15 protein-coding genes are annotated in these 17,015 nt (G+C 65.8%); 10 read left to right on the top strand and 5 right to left on the bottom strand.

Annotation, left to right across the window (positions count from 1 at the left end; translation table 11 throughout):
* Positions 1-31 precede the first annotated feature (31 nt).
* Complete coding sequence (locus VK92_RS16240; protein ID WP_048027475.1) at positions 32-910, top strand: SDR family oxidoreductase; 879 nt, start codon at positions 32-34, stop codon at positions 908-910.
* Positions 911-964: 54 nt separating this feature from the next.
* On the opposite strand, the gene VK92_RS16235 is transcribed toward VK92_RS16240, so the two are convergent.
* Positions 965-2,038: a glycosyl hydrolase gene (locus VK92_RS16235; RefSeq protein WP_082163761.1), complete on the bottom strand. Its 1,074-nt coding sequence runs from the start codon at positions 2,036-2,038 to the stop codon at positions 965-967.
* A gap of 633 nt (positions 2,039-2,671) precedes the next feature.
* Here VK92_RS16235 and VK92_RS41845 point away from each other — a divergent pair.
* The gene (locus tag VK92_RS41845) at positions 2,672-2,845 is read left to right on the top strand and encodes a hypothetical protein (RefSeq protein WP_155638150.1); all 174 of its coding nucleotides are present in this window, start codon (positions 2,672-2,674) and stop codon (positions 2,843-2,845) included.
* Positions 2,846-2,943: 98 nt separating this feature from the next.
* Here VK92_RS41845 and VK92_RS16230 read toward each other — a convergent pair whose 3' ends face one another.
* A complete protein-coding gene (locus tag VK92_RS16230) occupies positions 2,944-3,618 on the bottom strand; it encodes a lytic polysaccharide monooxygenase auxiliary activity family 9 protein (protein WP_048027760.1) in 675 nt (224 codons plus the stop codon).
* 917 nt (positions 3,619-4,535) lie between these two features.
* Between VK92_RS16230 and VK92_RS16225 the strand changes: the two genes are divergently transcribed.
* Positions 4,536-5,624 carry a porin gene (locus VK92_RS16225; RefSeq protein ID WP_048027761.1) on the top strand — a complete coding sequence of 363 codons (1,089 nt, stop codon included), beginning with the start codon at positions 4,536-4,538 and terminating at the stop codon, positions 5,622-5,624.
* 75 nt (positions 5,625-5,699) lie between these two features.
* Here VK92_RS16225 and VK92_RS16220 read toward each other — a convergent pair whose 3' ends face one another.
* Complete coding sequence (locus VK92_RS16220) at positions 5,700-6,074, bottom strand: hypothetical protein (protein WP_021160469.1); 375 nt, start codon at positions 6,072-6,074, stop codon at positions 5,700-5,702.
* 422 nt (positions 6,075-6,496) lie between these two features.
* On the opposite strand from VK92_RS16220, the gene VK92_RS16215 reads away from it, so the two are divergent.
* The 5 genes from VK92_RS16215 to VK92_RS16195 all read left to right on the top strand — a co-directional run bounded on the left by VK92_RS16215 (position 6,497) and on the right by VK92_RS16195 (position 14,168).
* Positions 6,497-7,405, top strand: a complete 909-nt coding sequence (locus tag VK92_RS16215; protein WP_048027479.1) for a LysR family transcriptional regulator — start codon at positions 6,497-6,499, stop codon at positions 7,403-7,405.
* 22 nt (positions 7,406-7,427) lie between these two features.
* Positions 7,428-8,102: a response regulator transcription factor gene (locus VK92_RS16210; RefSeq protein ID WP_021160466.1), complete on the top strand. Its 675-nt coding sequence runs from the start codon at positions 7,428-7,430 to the stop codon at positions 8,100-8,102.
* 157 nt (positions 8,103-8,259) lie between these two features.
* Entirely contained in the window at positions 8,260-11,514 is a 3,255-nt protein-coding gene (locus tag VK92_RS16205) for an efflux RND transporter permease subunit (protein ID WP_048027480.1), read from the top strand.
* Positions 11,504-12,709, top strand: coding sequence for an efflux RND transporter periplasmic adaptor subunit (locus tag VK92_RS16200; RefSeq protein WP_048027482.1), 1,206 nt, complete (start codon positions 11,504-11,506; stop codon positions 12,707-12,709). The genes VK92_RS16205 and VK92_RS16200 overlap by 11 nt, the downstream gene beginning before the upstream one ends.
* Entirely contained in the window at positions 12,702-14,168 is a 1,467-nt protein-coding gene (locus VK92_RS16195; RefSeq protein ID WP_048027484.1) for an efflux transporter outer membrane subunit, read from the top strand. Before VK92_RS16200 ends, VK92_RS16195 begins: the two co-directional genes overlap by 8 nt.
* Before the next feature lie 85 nt (positions 14,169-14,253).
* Here the strand turns inward: VK92_RS16195 and VK92_RS16190 are convergent, their stop codons facing one another.
* Positions 14,254-15,429: a porin gene (locus VK92_RS16190; RefSeq protein ID WP_048027485.1), complete on the bottom strand. Its 1,176-nt coding sequence runs from the start codon at positions 15,427-15,429 to the stop codon at positions 14,254-14,256.
* A 322-nt stretch (positions 15,430-15,751) separates the two neighbouring features.
* Between VK92_RS16190 and VK92_RS16185 the strand changes: the two genes are divergently transcribed.
* The gene (locus tag VK92_RS16185) at positions 15,752-16,024 is read left to right on the top strand and encodes a DUF4148 domain-containing protein (protein WP_048027762.1); all 273 of its coding nucleotides are present in this window, start codon (positions 15,752-15,754) and stop codon (positions 16,022-16,024) included.
* Between the two features lie 69 nt (positions 16,025-16,093).
* Positions 16,094-16,249 carry a hypothetical protein gene (locus VK92_RS42495; RefSeq protein WP_165589098.1) on the top strand — a complete coding sequence of 52 codons (156 nt, stop codon included), beginning with the start codon at positions 16,094-16,096 and terminating at the stop codon, positions 16,247-16,249.
* 68 nt (positions 16,250-16,317) lie between these two features.
* Here VK92_RS42495 and VK92_RS16180 read toward each other — a convergent pair whose 3' ends face one another.
* Complete coding sequence (locus tag VK92_RS16180; RefSeq protein WP_048027486.1) at positions 16,318-17,001, bottom strand: response regulator transcription factor; 684 nt, start codon at positions 16,999-17,001, stop codon at positions 16,318-16,320.
* Between the last annotated feature and the right edge of the window lie 14 nt (positions 17,002-17,015).

Here is a 17,015-nt window from a genome sequence, read left to right as displayed (position 1 = left end):
TCCAACCTTGTTTTGCTGGAACACACTCGACATGTCCAAAACTATTCTGATAACCGGCGCCAGCAGCGGCTTCGGCCGCGACACTGCGGAAGCGCTCTCGGTGGCCGGGCACCGGGTATTCGCGTCGATGCGCGACATCGCCGGCCGAAACCGGCCGCATGCCGATGCCCTTCAAGCGAAAGGCATGCACGTCATCGAACTGGATGTGACGGACGATGCGTCCGTCGAGCGAGGCGTAGCTTCCGTGCTGGAAAATGCCGGACATCTCGACGTCCTCGTCAACAACGCAGGTATCGGATCAGCGGGTATTTCCGAGGCGTTCACGACAAAGCAGGTACAGGCGCTCTTCGACGTGAATGTATTCGGCATCCAGCGAACGTCGCGCGCGGTGCTGCCGACCTTCAGGAAACAGGGCGAAGGCCTGATCGTGAACGTCGGTTCGATACTCGGCCGCGTGACGTTTCCGTTCTTCGGTCTCTATGGCGCATCGAAGTTCGCGCTCGAAGCGTTGACCGACAGCTACCGCTATGAGTTGTCGACGTCGGGCATCGACGTCGTTCTCGTTCAACCCAGCAACTATCCGACGAATATTTTCGCCAGCGCGCAGCGGCCGGCCGATGCCGCGCGCGTACCCGGCTACGGCGACGCCGGTGCGATTCCGGACAAGATGGTGGAGACGCTCATGGCGCTGTTCGCGAGCGACCACGCGCCGAACCCGCACGACGTCGCCGACGCGATCGTGCAGCTTGTCGCACAAGCCAACGGTACTCGCCCGCCGCGTTTGATCGTGGGCGAGTCATTCGGCGCCGACGCCCTCAACGCTCAAGCGGCATCGATTCAGGCGCAGGTGCTCGAGGGCCTCGGGCTGGCACACCTCGCCGAGCCGAAAGGGCGATCCGCCGCGGCTTGAAGGTACGGTCGACGCAGAAGCCGACACCGATCCGCCGCGCTGCCCCCGCTTCGTTCAATTGCCGGGCGCGAGGTCGTTGGCAAACCGGTTCGTATAACCGAGCGTACCGACGCCGCCGATGGAGTTGCACGTCGACGATGCGGCGCCGGGCGGGCAATCGACGTCACGGTCGAACGACCAGAAGTGGACACCCACGAGGCCATTCTGTTTCACGAACTGCGCAACGGTGTCCGCATCGGCCGGCGTAAAGGTTTCGCCGCTCACATCGTTGCCGCCGATCATCGGCGTCAGCTCGATCTGGCTGTACGGCACGCCCCAGTGATCGTGCAGGTTCATCGCCGCCTGGATCGCCGACTGTCCCATCTGGCAGGTGCCGTTCGCCACCACGCAGTTCCCCGCCCCCGCCGACCCGTAGTCCATCGTCATCAGGTCGATGGTGTAGTTCTTCAGGCCGTGCGCCTGGATCGCCTGCATGACCCAGTCCCCATACACGTTGAAGCTGTCGGGGGCGCTGGCGCCCCAGGAGCTGGCCGTGGTCGCGCCCTGCTGGGAAGGGGCCAGTGTCGCGAGCGTAAAGCTGAAACGCAGGCCGGGATAATTCTGCTGGGCGACTGCCACGCGCCGGACGAGATCGTCGATCACCTGTTGTGTCTGCCCGCCCTCGATATCGAAGTCGATCCCGATGAGGTTGCTCGACGCATAACGATTGATGAAGGCCGCCATGCCCGCATCCGACCCGCACGTGAACATGCCGGCCGCGCCGCCGGTGGAAATCACGTAATTCACATTGGCCGCGGTGAAAAGCGGCACGTTGGCGGCCGCCAGCGCGCCGCCGTCGACGCCCGCCCAGTTCTCGCTGCCGCATTCGCCGGTCGCAAACGCGAGCGTCAGCGTGCGGACACCGGCTGGCAGCACCGACAGCACCGGGCTCATCTGACCGGTGACGTTCGACGAGATGACGTTCGTGTTCCAGTTCATCGAAATCGTCGCGTCCTTGTACGGGCTATAGACGAATGCCGGCGCCGTGCCGGTACCCGCCCCGGCTGCCGCGGCGGTACCGGTGCCAGTGCCGAAGGACGACCATGCCAACAGAAGCGCCAGCGCGCCCTTCAAGGTCGAGCGCTGCATGATTCCGGATCGGTTGCTCTTCATTTTCATGCCCTCATCGCGTTTTACGCATTACCGGCATCGCTCTTCCACGCGATACATGCCGGGGAATATGTCAGGAAGACGCGCTCCGCCCGCGCAGGCGTAACGGAAACCCGCCACGTCACGCGGACGGCAAGCGTCGGCATCATTGATACGGACTACCAAATCAACATCGCGACCAGATCAGCCTTGGGGCTCATCCAACCGGTGGTTTCCCCTTTCGATCGACAAAGCTTCGCCCAGGTCGAATTCAAAAGAAATCAACCTTACAAATTGCCACCTGAAACAAATTCCGATATTGATTCTGTTTTTATATCTACGACGAAAAAAACGACGACTTCGGTCTATGCTGGTGAAGTGTGTGCACGCCACTTACGCGCAAGTCCGGATGTCCGTCACAAGCGCGCTGCAGGCGGTACGTGTAGCCGTCACGCAGGCCGGGGATAGCGGGCCTGACACGCGACGGCTGACACGGGTCTTTCGCCGACCGATGTAGTGATGCTTCAATCCGACGCCCGCGTTTCGTTTGGTTATACTACATAATCGTCAGGCATCAACCCTTGAATCGAGTATTTTCACCCATATCGAAACCTTAAATATTCACGCGATCGTATGGCCATATTGCAATTATCGCCATTCGATAATTCAACCGGATATTCCGCAGCCATTTGGCTGATTGTTCAAATCAACGAAATTCAAGGGACGCGATCGAGCTTCATCGTATTGGCTGCCGACCCTGATGCATCCATCGAACCCGGAGGCCGCAACCAGGTGGTCGCCGGCTAAGCCGGTTGCCGTGTCAGTGACGCTCACCGCGCCCCTCACACGGGTTCTTCATCTCATGACGCGCCGGGCATCGCCGGGCGCGTCATGTCGCGGCCGTATCAGAACGGGCTGCGTGTCGTATCGCCATTGGTGAAGATCGCGTCGACGACCTGATAGAACGCCATCGCCGTATCCGCGACTTCCCAGACCGCAAGGATCACGTGGTAGCCGCTACGCACCGGCAGCCGGCACGCGTGAATGGTCGGCTGCTGGGGCACCAGGTTCGCGTTCGGGTCCCAGTATGGCTGGCCGGGATTCTGGATCGTGCAGAACGGCGTGGGCTCGAACTGCGCACGCGTGAGCTTTTCCGACGGGTTCCAGTCGGCGCGTGTAATGAAGTAGTTCCAGCGACGCGTCTTGTGCACGGCGCTGAACTCCCACTTGAAATTCTGCACCGCGCCCGGCCGCAGCGGGATCTTCTGCCAGCGGCCCGGCGACTGCTCGTTCAGCACGGGCAGCGGGCCATTCGTGCTGGCGCCGGCGATTTCGCCGTCCTTCGGTGGCGCGGCATTCTTCGCGTCATCCGGCGCGAACGGGTCCGACAGGCCGCTTTGCGTCGCGGGAAAGAACTTGCCGTTCTCCATCGCGTTCGCGTGCCACGCGTCGACAGGGCAGTTCGGATTCTGGCCTTGCGTGCACAGCACGATGCGCGAAGGCGGTTCGGTCAAACGGCCGTGCGCGTGCGCACCGGCCGCCGCGATCAGCAGTGCGACACCGGCCAGCGCGCGTGGCATGACGGAAGCAACGTAGCTGCGGATGTTCTTGTTCATGAGCCCTCTCATGGCATGAATGTCGAAACGGATATGCGCACATCGAGCCTGTCGCAAGATTCCGTGAAGAGATTCCTGTCGACGCGTCGTCGCGCATGCTGATCGGCGAAAGCGGCGGTCGAATGAAACCGCGGCAAGCAATAAACAATCATCATGCTTTCTGACAAATCACTTTCACCGAGTCGAACCTTATCCGCAAAAACCGGAAAAATAAACGTCCGTCATTGTTAATCTTTTGATTCGCGGCATCGAATCATCCATTCCCGCTTGCTTCGCTCGTCAGCCCTGACGTAACGCGGATTCTGGCGCTTGACGATCGTGAATGATCGATCCCGGAATTTCGCGTTCGGGAGCCACCGGCATGGCCGCCTCCATTGTTCGATAATTTGATTCGTCGGTTGATATTTGAATTGAATAAAGCCCGCCAATCATTCAAAACCCGAACCGGTACGAATGATTATTTCTCTGAAAATTACGCCTGTTCTGAAAATAGTTGGCAGGTCATGGTCGACCGGTAGCCTCGAGATCCGGGCCTATTCAAGCGCTGACGCACTGCGCATCGATGTCGGTCGCGTTGCGAAGCGCGGCGTCAACTCCCCCGCGAAGCGGCCAGGAGCATGCCCGCTTCCCGGAAGGGCGAACGAATCATCGCCCAAGCCCGCAACCCCGAAACGAACAACCCACAGCGCCCAACACCCGCGTTGTCGACCGCCCACAGGCACGAAACCAACGCAAAAACTGAAAGACTGAATTGCCGATCCGCACGCTTTTGACGCAGCTATATTCTCGACGACCAGCCCTTTAAACAAGGACTGCGAACAATATCCGTCAACCTACGTTCGAGACCTTCATCCATGAATAAAACGACACGGCTGCTGCGCATGACGTGCGCACTCGCCTGCTGCGGCCTGTTCTCCCACGCGAATGCGCAAAGCAGCGTCACGCTGTACGGCGTCATCGACACCGGGATCGACTTCGCGTCGAACGTCGGCGGCCAGCACCTGTGGCAGATGGCGAGCGGCGTCAGCGCCGGCCGCCGCTGGGGGCTGCGCGGCAAGGAAGATCTCGGTGGCGGGCTCGCCGCGATCTTCGATCTCGAAAGCGGCTTCAATTCCACGAACGGCGGGCTCGGCAGCGGCCTCGCGTTCTCGCGCAACGCTTACGTCGGGCTGTCCGATCAGCGCATGGGCACGCTGACGCTCGGCCGCCAGTGGGATCCGATCGTCGACCTGATCGAGCCGTATTCGCTGAACGACTATTACGGGGGCTGGTATTTCTCGCACCCGAACGACATGGACAACCTCGACAACGGCTTCGCGATCAGCAATGCCGTGAAATACACGAGCCCGACGATCGCTGGTTTCACGGGTGAGGCGCTCTACTCGTTCGGCGGGCAGCCCGGCCGCTTCTCCGACAACGCCGCGTACAGCGCGGCGCTCGCGTACACGAACGGGCCGTTCTCGGCCGGTGTCGGTTACCTGCGCGTCAACGATCCGGAGCAGGCCGTGCAGAGCTACCAGAACGGCGGCGGATACACGAACGCGGTATACGGCGACGCGCTCATGAACGCGCGCAGCCAGAACATCTTCGCGGCCGGCGCGTCGTACCAGCTCGGCAACGTCAAGCTGATGGGCAACTTCACCGACGTCGATTTCCAGCAAGGCGACGACGAGCAGGACGTGAAGTTCCAGAACTACGAAGTCGCCGGCACGCTCGCCGCCACGAGCCAGCTCAACTTCGGCCTCGGTTATACCTACACGACCGGCCGCGACCACGCGACCGGCCAGGAACCCAAATACCGTCAGCTGAACGCGAGCGCCGAGTACGAACTGTCGAAGCGCACGGCGGTCTACGCACTCGCGGCACTGCAGATGGCGTCGGGCGGCGCCGTCGCGCAGGTCGCGGGCTTCGATCCGTCGTCGAGCGGCCGGCAGGCGGTCGGCCGGATCGGGCTGCGCCACACGTTCTAGGCGATCGCGCGAAGGGGCCGGCTTGCCGTGTACCGGAAGCCGGCCCCGGCCGGTGCGATCGACCCGCGCGTCGAATCAGTTCGGCAGGCTGACCACCATCTGCTCGTCCTCGAGCAGTTGCGTGAGCGACCCGTGCAGACGCTCGAGGCTGCGCGGCGGCAGTGCGAAACTCGCCCAGCCAAGCCCCGTGTGCCGCAGCAACAGCACCGCGCCGCCGTACAGCGGATGGCGCTCCGCATACCAGCACGGGTCCATCTCCGTCACGAACTGCTGCGCGCGCGGCGGCATCTCGGGCACGGCCGGCTGCATCGACGCGCGCAACAGGCTCAGATACTGGATGACCGCATCGACGTCCTCCGGATCGAGCACCGCGGCACCCCGTTCGATCGACACCAGCACCACCGGCTTGCCGTGTTCCTGGATCATCTTGATACTCAGCGGCTGCGTCATTATTGCGTTCCTCGTGGCTACTCGTATCGGCCCATTATCGGCAGCCGCGTCACGCGCGCACCTGAAGATTTGATGCAGCTTCATTAATTTATTTTTAGGTTGTCTGCCGTTGCGGCAAACGCGTATTCGTCGTCGCGACGCACGACGATCTCGACGGTATGGTCGAGACCTTCGACGACACGCGTGTTCAGTGAATCGCAGCAACAGGCAAGAACGCCGTCCCGCACGCGCACGCGTCATCCCCCGCGTCGTCCGCCGCTTCCTTAAACGAAATTTCATCCATTCCGCGTCGTTTTTTAAGCGTCCGGCGCCGGCCCGCATCCCATAATCGGCTCGCTACCTTGCCGGTCACGCGCGGCGGCACGCATCGAGCGATGCGTCGGCGGCGCATGCGAACGGTCAATTCTTTCCTTCGGCGAACCATGAACCAACTGCAAGCGATGCGCGTGTTCACGCGCGTAGTCGAGTTGTCGAGTTTCAATCTCGCCGCGCGCCAGCTCGGGATGTCGGCGGCCGCGGTCACGCGCAGCGTCGGCATGCTCGAAGCGCACCTGAACATGCGACTGCTGAACCGGACGACCCGCAGCCTGTCCCTCACCGAGACCGGCCGCGAATATCTCGACGGCTGCCGCACGATCATCGAGAAGCTCGACGAGATCGAATCGAACCTCGTGCAGGTCACGCGCGACCCGCGCGGCACGCTGCGGATCGCCGCGTCGGCGACCTCCGTCGCGGCCGGCCTCGGCGTGCTGCTGTCGGCATATCGCGACGGGCATCCGCGCGTCCGGTTCGACGTGACCACGTTCGACACGCATGTCGACATGGTCGAGGGCGGCTACGACGTCTGCTTCTGCGACGATCGCCGCCTCGTCAACGCGACCTTCGTGTCGCGGATGCTGACGAGCGTGCGCGACGTGGTCGTCGCATCGCCCGAGTACCTCGCGCGCCACGGCACGCCGAACGATCCCGTCGAACTGAACGAACACAGCCTGCTGACCGTGTCGAACGGCACCGCGCGCAGCTGGGAATTCTCGGACGTCGACGGTTCCTACCGCGTCTACACCGGCAACGCGCTGGCCTCGACCGGCAGCATGATGGTGCGGATCGCGGCACTCAATCACATGGGCATCACGCAATTGCCGCACCCGCTCGTCGCCGACGATCTCGCACGCGGCGCGCTGGTGCCGCTGCTCGAACGCTACGAAGTGAATGGCGGCGCGCGCTGCATCTCGATGCTTTACCCGAGCCGCAACCATCTGTCGACCAAGGTCCGCAGCTTCATCGACTACGTGGTCGAACACTATCGCGCGCCCGAGCGCGCCGCCGCCTGATTCCGCCCGGGCCGCTCCGTCCATGCCCCACATCCTGACGATCGAAGACGATCCGCTGATCGCGGATCACATCACCCAGGCGCTGCGCGCCGCCGGCCACCAGGTGGACGTCGCGCGCACCGGCCGCGACGGCATGGCCAGGGCGATGAGTGCGGACTACGACGTCGTGACGCTCGACCGCATGCTGCCGGATCTCGACGGGCTCACGATTCTCGCGACGATGCGCGGCGTCGGCCTCGACACGCCGGTGCTCGTGATGAGCGCGATGTCCGATGTCGACCAGCGCATCCAGGGGCTGCGCGCGGGCGGCGACGACTATCTCGTCAAGCCGTTCTCGCTCGACGAGATGTGCGCGCGCATCGACGTGCTGATCCGCCGCCGGCCGCGCGGCGCGCCGGTCGAGACGGTGCTGCGCACGGGCGAGCTCGCATTCGACCTGGTGCGGCGCCGCGTCACGCTCGGCGCGAGCGAACTCGCGCTGCTGCCGACCGAATTGCGCGTGCTCGAATTCATGATGCGCCACGCCGGGCGCGTGCTCACGCGCACGATGATCTTCGAGGCGGTGTGGGGCTGCCGTTTCGATCCGGGCACCAACCTGATCGACGTCCACGTCGGCCGCCTGCGCAAGAAGGTGAACCGGCCGGATGCGGCACCGTTGATCCGCACGATCCGCGGCGCGGGCTACATGCTCGGCTGAATCCGGCCGCCGCCACCTAAAACTTCTTTCATTTTTTTAGCGACCGGCTGTTAGGGGCCGCTCCGCAGAATGCGGTCATCGGCTGCGTATCGGTGTTTTCCCGAAGCCGCGCGCATCCGGCTCTTCTTCACGACGCTTTTGAACGGAGCAGCACCCCATGCTGAAAATTGTCCGGCTCGCGCTCACCCGGCCCTACACGTTCGTCGTGCTGGCGCTGCTGATCCTGATCGCGGGTCCGCTCGCGGCACTCCGCACGCCCATCGACATCTTCCCGGATATCCGCATTCCGGTGATCAGCGTCGTCTGGAACTACGCCGGCCTGCAGCCGGACGACATGTCCGGACGCGTGATCACGTACTACGAGCGCACGCTCGGCACGACGGTCAACGATGTCCAGCATATCGAATCACAATCGTTCCGCGGCTACGGCATCGTGAAGATCTTCTTCCAGCCGACCGTCGATATCCGCACGGCGACCGCGCAGGTCACGTCGATCTCGCAGACCGTGCTCAAACAGATGCCGCCCGGCACCACGCCGCCGCAGATCCTCAACTACAACGCGTCGACCGTCCCCGTGCTGCAGATCGCGCTGACCAGCAACACGCTCGACGAACAGAAGCTGGCGGATTACGCGGTCAACTTCATTCGACCGCAGCTGCTGTCGGTGCCCGGTGTCGCGATTCCGACGCCGTACGGCGGCAAGTCGCGTGAAGTGCAGATCGACCTCGACCCGCAGGCGCTGCAGTCGAAAGGGCTGTCGGCGCAGGACGTCGCGCACGCGCTCGCGCAGCAGAACCAGATCATCCCGGCCGGCACGCAGAAGATCGGCCGCTTCGAATACAACATCAAGCTCAACAACAGCCCGCTCTCGCTCGACGCGTTGAACGACCTGCCGATCAAGTCGGTCGACGGCACGACGATTTATATCCGTGACGTCGCGCACGTGCGTGACGGCTACCCGCCGCAGGGCAACATCGTGCGCGTGGACGGCCGCCGCGCGGTGCTGATGAGTATCCTGAAGAACGGCTCGGCGTCGACGCTCGACATCATCGCGGGCGTGAAGGCGAAGCTGCCGCTGGTCGAACAGACGCTGCCGCCGGGCCTGAAGCTCGTCACGATGGGCGACCAGTCGACCTTCGTGAACGGCGCCGTCAGCGGCGTCGCGCGGGAAGGCATCATCGCCGCCGCACTGACGTCGCTGATGATCCTGCTGTTCCTCGGCTCGTGGCGCTCGACGCTGATCATCGCCGCGTCGATCCCGCTGGCCGTGCTCTCGGCGATCGCGCTGCTCGCGGCCACCGGCGAAACACTCAACGTGATGACGCTCGGCGGCCTCGCGCTCGCGGTCGGGATTCTGGTCGACGATGCGACGGTGACGATCGAGAACGTGAACTGGCACCTCGAACAGGGCAAGGACACGCGCACCGCGATCGTCGACGGCGCGAAGCAGATCGTGATGCCGGCGCTCGTCTCGCTGCTGTGCATCTGCATCGTGTTCGTGCCGATGCTGATGCTCGACGGCATCTCGCGCTTCCTGTTCGTGCCGATGGCGAAGGCCGTGATCTTCTCGATGATGTCGTCGTTCGTGCTGTCGCGCACCTTCGTGCCGATGCTCGCGCAATACCTGCTCAAGCCGCACGCGTCGGCCGGCCATGCGTCGGGCGAGCTCGCGGCGATCATGGATTCGCATGCGGGCCATGCCGGCGCGCACGACGTGCCGCCGTCGCGCAATCCGCTGGTGCGCTTCCAGCGTGCATTCGAGCGCCGCTTCGAGTCCGTGCGCGCGTCGTACCGGATCCTGCTGGGCCTCGCGCTCACGCGCCGCAAGCCGTTCGTCGTCGCGTTCCTGTGCGTGGTGGCCGCATCGTTCCTGCTCGTCCCGTGGCTCGGCCGCAACTTCTTTCCGACGATCGACTCGGGCGAGATCTCGCTGCACGTGCGTGCGCCGGTCGGCACGCGGGTCGAGGAAACCGCCGCCGAGTTCGACCGTATCGAAAACACGATTCGCGGCGTGATCCCGCCCGCGCAGTTGCGCGAAGTGGTCGACAACATCGGCCTGCCGAACAGCGGGATCAACCTGACCTACAACAACAGCGGCACGCTCGGACCGCAGGACGGCGACATCCTGATCTCGCTGTCGCACGACCACGCGCCGACCGCCGACTACGTGCGCGAGCTGCGCGAACGCCTGCCGCGCGCCTATCCGGGCACGACGTTCTCGTTCCTGCCGGCGGACATCGTCAGCCAGATCCTCAACTTCGGCGCACCGGCCCCGGTCGACCTGCAGGTGGCCGGCCCCAACCAGCAGGCCAACCTCGCTTATGCGCGGGAGCTGTATCGCAAGCTGCGCCTGATCGCCGGCGTGGCCGACCCGCGCATCCAGCAGGCCAGCACCTATCCGCAGTTCACGGTGGCGGTCGACCGGACGCGTGCCGACCAGCTCGGCATCACCGAGCAGGACGTGACGAACTCGGTGGTCGCGACGCTCGCGGGCACCAGCCAGGTCGACCCGACCTACTGGCTCAATCCGCGTAACGGCGTGTCCTATCCGATCGTCGCGCAGACGCCGCAGTACCGGATGACCACGCTGTCGGCGCTGCAGAACCTGCCCGTCACCGGCGCGAACGGCCAGTCGCAGCTGCTCGGCGGTCTCGCGACGATCACGCGCGGCGTCGGCAACGCGGTGGTGTCGCACTACAACATCGAACCGCTGTTCGACATCTACGCGACCACCCAGGGCCGCGACCTCGGCGCCGTCGCCGCGGAAATCGGCAGCGTCGTCAAGGCCACCGCGAAGGACCTGCCCAAGGGCTCGACCGTCACGCTGCGCGGCCAGGTGCAGACCATGAACAGCGCGTTCACCGGCCTGCTGCTCGGGCTCGTGGGCGCAATCGTGCTGATCTACCTGCTGATCGTCGTGAACTTCCACTCGTGGGCCGATGCGTTCGTGATCGTCTCCGCGCTGCCGGCGGCGCTGGCCGGCATCGTCTGGATGCTGTTCACCACGCACACGCCGATGTCGGTGCCCGCGCTCACCGGCGCGATCCTGTGCATGGGCGTGGCCACCGCGAACGCGATCCTCGTCGTCAGCTTCGCGCGCGAGCGCCTCGCCGAAACCGGCAACGCGCTCGCCTCGGCGCTCGAAGCCGGCTTCACGCGCTTTCGGCCCGTGCTGATGACCGCGCTCGCGATGATCATCGGCATGGCGCCGATGGCGCTCGGCCTCGGCGACGGCGGCGAGCAGAACGCGCCGCTCGGCCGCGCCGTGATCGGCGGCCTCGCGTGCGCGACGATCGCGACACTGTTCTTCGTTCCCGTCGTGTTCAGCCTCGTGCATCGGCGCGATGCGCTGAAACACGACGCACCCCGCGCTTCCTCCCCTTCCGCGTCCGGAGCTTCCCATGTCCACTGAGATCGAAATCAAGTCGCCGAAACGGCTGCCCAACCTCAAGCTCGTCGCCACGATCGCCGCGCTGGTCGCAGCCGGCATCGTGACGGCCGGCATCGCAGGCCGCGCACACGCGAAACAGGAAATGACGACCTGGTCCGCCGACCAGGCCATACCGACCGTGGCCGCGTACACGCCGACGACCGGCGGCGACGGCGCCGCGCTCGTGCTGCCCGGCCACCTGTCCGCGTTCGAAAGCGCACCGATCCATGCGCAGGTGTCGGGTTACCTGCATGCGTGGTACACCGATATCGGCGCGCACGTGAAGTCGGGCCAGTTGCTCGGCCTGATCGACACGCCCGAGCTCGACCAGCAGCTTCAGCAGGCGCGCGCCGACCTGCAGAGCTCGCTCGCCAACGAGAAGCTGGCCGCGTCCACGGCCGCGCGCTGGACCAGGATGCTCGCGCAGGATTCGGTGTCGCAGCAGGAAACCGACGAGAAGACCAGCGACCTCGCCGCCAAGCAGGCGATCGTCGCGGCCAACGAGGCCAACGTGCGGCGTCTCGACGCGCTGGAGGCATTCAAGCGCATCGTCGCGCCGTTCGACGGCGTCGTCACCGCGCGCAAGACCGACATCGGCCAGCTGATCTCGGCCGGCGGCGGCACGGGCCCCGAACTGTTCGCCGTGTCCGACGTGCACCGGATGCGCGTCTACGTGAGCGTGCCGCAGAACGAGGCCGCCGCGATCCGCCCCGGCATGAGCGCGACGCTGACCGTGCCCGAGCATCCGGGCGAGACCTTCCATGCGACGCTCGCCGACACCGACGATTCGATCGCCGATTCGACCGGCACGCTGCTCGTGCAGCTGATGGTCGACAACCGCGACGGCAAGCTGATTCCGGGCGAATACACCGAGGTGCATTTCGCGCTGCCGGCCGGCAGCAGCCACGCGTTGACGATTCCGGCCAGCTCGCTGATCTTCCGCCAGGCCGGCCTGCAGGTCGCCGTGGTCGGCAAGGACGATCGCGCGGTGCTCAAGCCCGTCACGATCGCGACCGACCTCGGCACGCACGTGCAGATCGCGACCGGCCTCGCGCCCGACGATCGCGTGATCGACAACCCGCCCGACTCGCTGTCCGCGGGCGACCGCGTCCGGCTCGCGACGCCGGCCGGCACCGTCGCGGCGGCCGTGCGCGACACGGAGCGTGCGAATGGCTAACCCGCGTCGGCTCTGCGCGATGCTCGCCGGCGTCGCGTTCCTCTCCGCCTGCTCGTTCGCGCCCGTCTATCACGCGCCGACCACCGCGCTGCCTGCCCGTTTCAAGGAAGCGGGCGGCTGGCAGCCGGCACAGCCGGCCGACCGCATCGCCCGCGACGGCTGGTGGAAGGCGTTCCGCGATCCGGTGCTCGACCGGCTCGAAGCGCGGGTGGCAACCGCCAACCCCGACGTGGCCGCCGCGGTGGCCCGCCACGACGAAGCCGGCGCGCTGTTCGATCAGGCGCGCGCAGGGCTGTTCCCGACCATCGGCCTCGGCGCGCAGGTCTCGAGCAACCGGCAATCGGCCACGCGCCCGCTGCGCGGCTCGAACCAGCCGAACGTGTACGGCTCGAACACGCTCGACGCCGGGTTCGACTACGACCTCGACCTGTGGGGCAAGGTGCGCAACGAGGTCGCGGCCGGGCGCGCGAACGCGCAGGCCAGCGCCGACGATCTCGCATCGGTGCAGCTGAGCCTGCAGGCCAGCCTCGCGAACGCGTACTTCAACCTGCGCGGGCTCGACCAGCAGCAGCAGTTGCTGTCCGACACGATCGACACGTACCGGCGTGCGCTGAAACTCACGATGAGCCGGCACGCGGGCGGCATCGCATCCGATCTCGACGTCTCGCGCGCGCAGACGCAGCTCGACTCGGCCCGCGCGTCGGCCGAGGACGTGCGGGCTCGGCGCGCGCTGTACGAGCACGCGATCGCGACGCTCACCGGCGTGCCGGCCTCGTCGTTCTCGCTCGCGCCGGACCTGAGCGTCGCGTATCTGCCCGCGATCCCGGCCGGCATTCCCGCCACGCTGCTGCAACGGCGGCCCGACGTCGCGGCCGCCGAACGCCGCATGGCGGCCGCAAACGCGCGGATCGGCGTGGTGCGCGCGGCGTTCTTCCCCGACATCACGCTCGGGCTGATCGGCGGGTACCAGAGTTCGGGGCTCGGCCATTGGCTCAGCGCGCCGAACGAGATCTGGTCGATCGGGCCCAGCCTCGCGCTCACGCTGTTCGACGGCGGCCGCCGCCAGGCGCTCACGGCCCAGGCGCACGCGCAGCTGGCCGAGAACGGCGCGAAATACCGCGCGGTGGTACTCGACGCGTGCCAGCAGGTGGAAGACAACCTCGCGCTCACGCACCATCTCGGCAACGAAGCCGATCGCCAGCAGGAAGCGCTCGACGCGGCCGAACGCACGTTGCAGTTGTCGATGTCGCGCTATCGGGACGGCGTCGTCAGCTACCTCGACGTGGTGACCGCACAAACCACCGAGCTCGATACGAAGGTGGCGATGCTGGAACTGGATACGCGCCGGCAACTGGCGGCGGTGGGGTTGATCGCGGCACTGGGCGGAGGGTGGTCGGCCGACGACGCAGCGTCCGGCGCGAAAGCGCCGGGCGCGACGCCGGCGCGTTCGACGACCTGAGCCCGTTGCGGCACGTGGGGAGCGTGTCGCGTTTGGATGCACCCGTCATCGCGACGGGTGCTTTTTTTTCGCGGGCCCGGCGCACTCAGAACTTGTGACGGATGCCGGCCGCGACCACCGCCTGGCGATCGTTGCCCGACGCGGCCAGATTGAAGATCCCCGCGTTGCCGAGCACCGCGACACCGTCCGCGCCCGTCACGCGCTGATACACGCCTTCGAGATAGAGATCGGTGCGGCGCGACAGCGCATAGTCGGCCTGCAGCATGAACTGGTTCCACTTCGGCGCGATGCTGCGGCCCGCATCGTCGAAGCGGCCCTGCGTGAACGTATACGAGCCGCCGAGCGAGAAGGCCGGCGTCAGGAAGTAGCGCCCGTTCAGTTCGTAGTTGCTGAAGGTCAGCAACTGGCCGTTCACGGTGCCGTACGCGCCGCTCTGCGACAGTTCGCGCGGGTCGTTCAGGATCGTTCTCGTATAGACGAAGCCGATCGTCGCATGATCGAACGCATAGTGCGCGCCGGCGCCGAACGTGCGCCAGCGGCCGCCCACGAGCATCGCATCGCCATCCGAACTGCTGAGCGAGCCGCCGGTGTTCTGCGGCGCATTCACGCCGCCCGGCTGGTTCGATTGCAGGTAGGCAACGGCCAGGTCGACCGGGCCGTTCACATACTGCGCGCCGACGCTGTACGCGTTGTTGTTGCTGAACCCGCCGCCCTGGTTGCTGAAACCGTACGCGCCGCCGAACGTGAGGCCGCCATAGTCTGCACTGCGGAACTTCACCGCGTTGTTCATCCGCGTGTCGTTGGCGAGGTTGTCGTTGTCGTAAGGGTGATCGGCGAGGTTGCCGCCGAATCCCGAGCCCGTCGCCGACAGCGGCGCGACGAAGTCGACCAGGAAATCGTATTGCCGGCCGAGCGTCACCGTGCCCCATTGGCGGCTCGCGAGGCCGACCCAGGCCTGACGGCCGAACTCGTCGCCGCCGTTGCCGAACTTGCCGTTCGCGACGTTGAAGCCGTTCTCGAGGGTGAACACGGCGGCCAGGCCGCCGCCGAGATCCTCGTTGCCGCGCAGCCCCCAGCGCGACGTGCTGACGTTGCCGCTCTGCACGCCGTAAGCGGGCCCCGCGCCGGCCGCCGATTTCTGGTTGCTGATGTAGTCCAGGCCCGCGTCGATCGTGCCGTACAGCGTGACGCTGCTCTGCGCATGCGCCGCGCCCGCAAGCAGGCACGCAACCGCTGCCGGGATTGCCAGAAGTTTCTTCATGATGGTTTCGCTAGAGTGGATCGGTCTTCTCGCATCGCCGGCCGGTGTGGAACGGCCGATCCGTCCGCGATGCGATGGCGCACAATTTAGGCAGCGGGCATGACAGCGCCGTTATCGAAACGGCCCGAAAAATGAAACCTTCTTCATCCTCGCGATACGCCGCATTCATGTCCGTGCGGAACGCGCCCGCGCATGAATTTCTTTTCACGTTGCGTATGCCGATCCGATAGCGCCGCTCCCCTATGCTTGTCCTCAACCCGATGCGCGGCATCGACTGGCCGCACCGGGGATGATCCCGTCAATCATCATGAGGATTCCGAACATGAAAAACACCACGATCGTCGCTTCCACGCTGCTCGCCGCGTGTGCCGCGCTGTCCGTTCCCGCGTTCGCGCAGACGAGTACCCCGGCGACGCAGATGACGCCGGCCGCCACCAAGGACGGCGTGCCCGGCGCGCAGGCCGCCGGCCAGTGGGTGCCGCCGTACGGACAGCCGATCCACGAGAAGACGCGTGCCGAGGTCTACGCCGAACTCGTGCACGCCGAACAGGACGGGCAGATCAAGTACCTCGACTCCACGCTCTATTCGCATTGATGCGCACCGCCGTGCGGCCGGGCGTGCTGCCCGGCGCGCGCCGCCCACCCCTCGCATCACCCGTCACTCATGAAGCTTCGTCCCTTGCTCGTTCGTTCCGCCCGTGCTGCGCTCGTCGCGATCGCGGCCGGCGTGATGCTGTCCGGCTGCGCCGGCGCGCAACCCGACGGCCCCGGCGATTGTGTCGGCCCGCCCGATTTCTGTGTGCCGTTCTTCGGCTCGTAAACGCACGACGGGCGCGCTGCCATCGGCAACGCGCCCGTTCGTACAGGGGGACGGCCCGGGCCGCGCGGCTATGCGTCCGGCAGCGTCACCTGGTAGCCGTAGCGGCTCACCGTATCGATCCGGACATCGGGCAGATGACGCGCGAGCTTGCGGCGCAGCCGCGACACCACGAGATTGACGCTCGACGGGTCGACATCGTCCTTGTCCTGCCACACATACCGGATCAACTGGTCGCGCGGCACCGGCGCGTTCGGGTGGCGCATCAGGCATTCGAGCAGCAGGCATTCGCGCCGCGTCACGGCGAGGCGCAGCTTGCCGTCCTTGAGTTCGCGCGCGAGCGTCTCCAGCATGGACACCGCCGCGACCGGGCCTTCCGCGTCGCGCGGCCCGGCCAGCCGCTGCAACGCCTGCAGGCGTTCGTGCAGCTCGATGAACGAATACGGCGCGCCGAAACACGCATCGGCACCTGCGTGCAGCACGCGGATGCGCTCGCGCGCCGACGCCTGGCCGATCAGCACCACCAGTGCCGCGCCGCCGCCGTCGGCGACGAAACGCGGCAGCATCGCGATCAGCGCGGCATCGCTGCCCGGCTCGAACGCGGTCGCGACGATCGCGTCGAACGTCTCCTGCGACGCGAGGAACAACCCGTCGCGCAGATCGTCCGCACGCTGCAGGCTGTGCCCGCTCTCCTGCAGCGCCTTGTACAGCCACGCCGCTTCCGGGTGCGGCGAAGTCACGAGCAGCACGCGCATCGTCAGCCCCCTTC

This window comes from Burkholderia sp. LK4, assembly GCF_001043615.1.
Classification (GTDB): domain Bacteria; phylum Pseudomonadota; class Gammaproteobacteria; order Burkholderiales; family Burkholderiaceae; genus Burkholderia; species Burkholderia cepacia.
The sequence above is the reverse complement of the archived record's forward strand: the minus strand, read 5'-3'. Positions and strand labels throughout refer to the sequence as shown.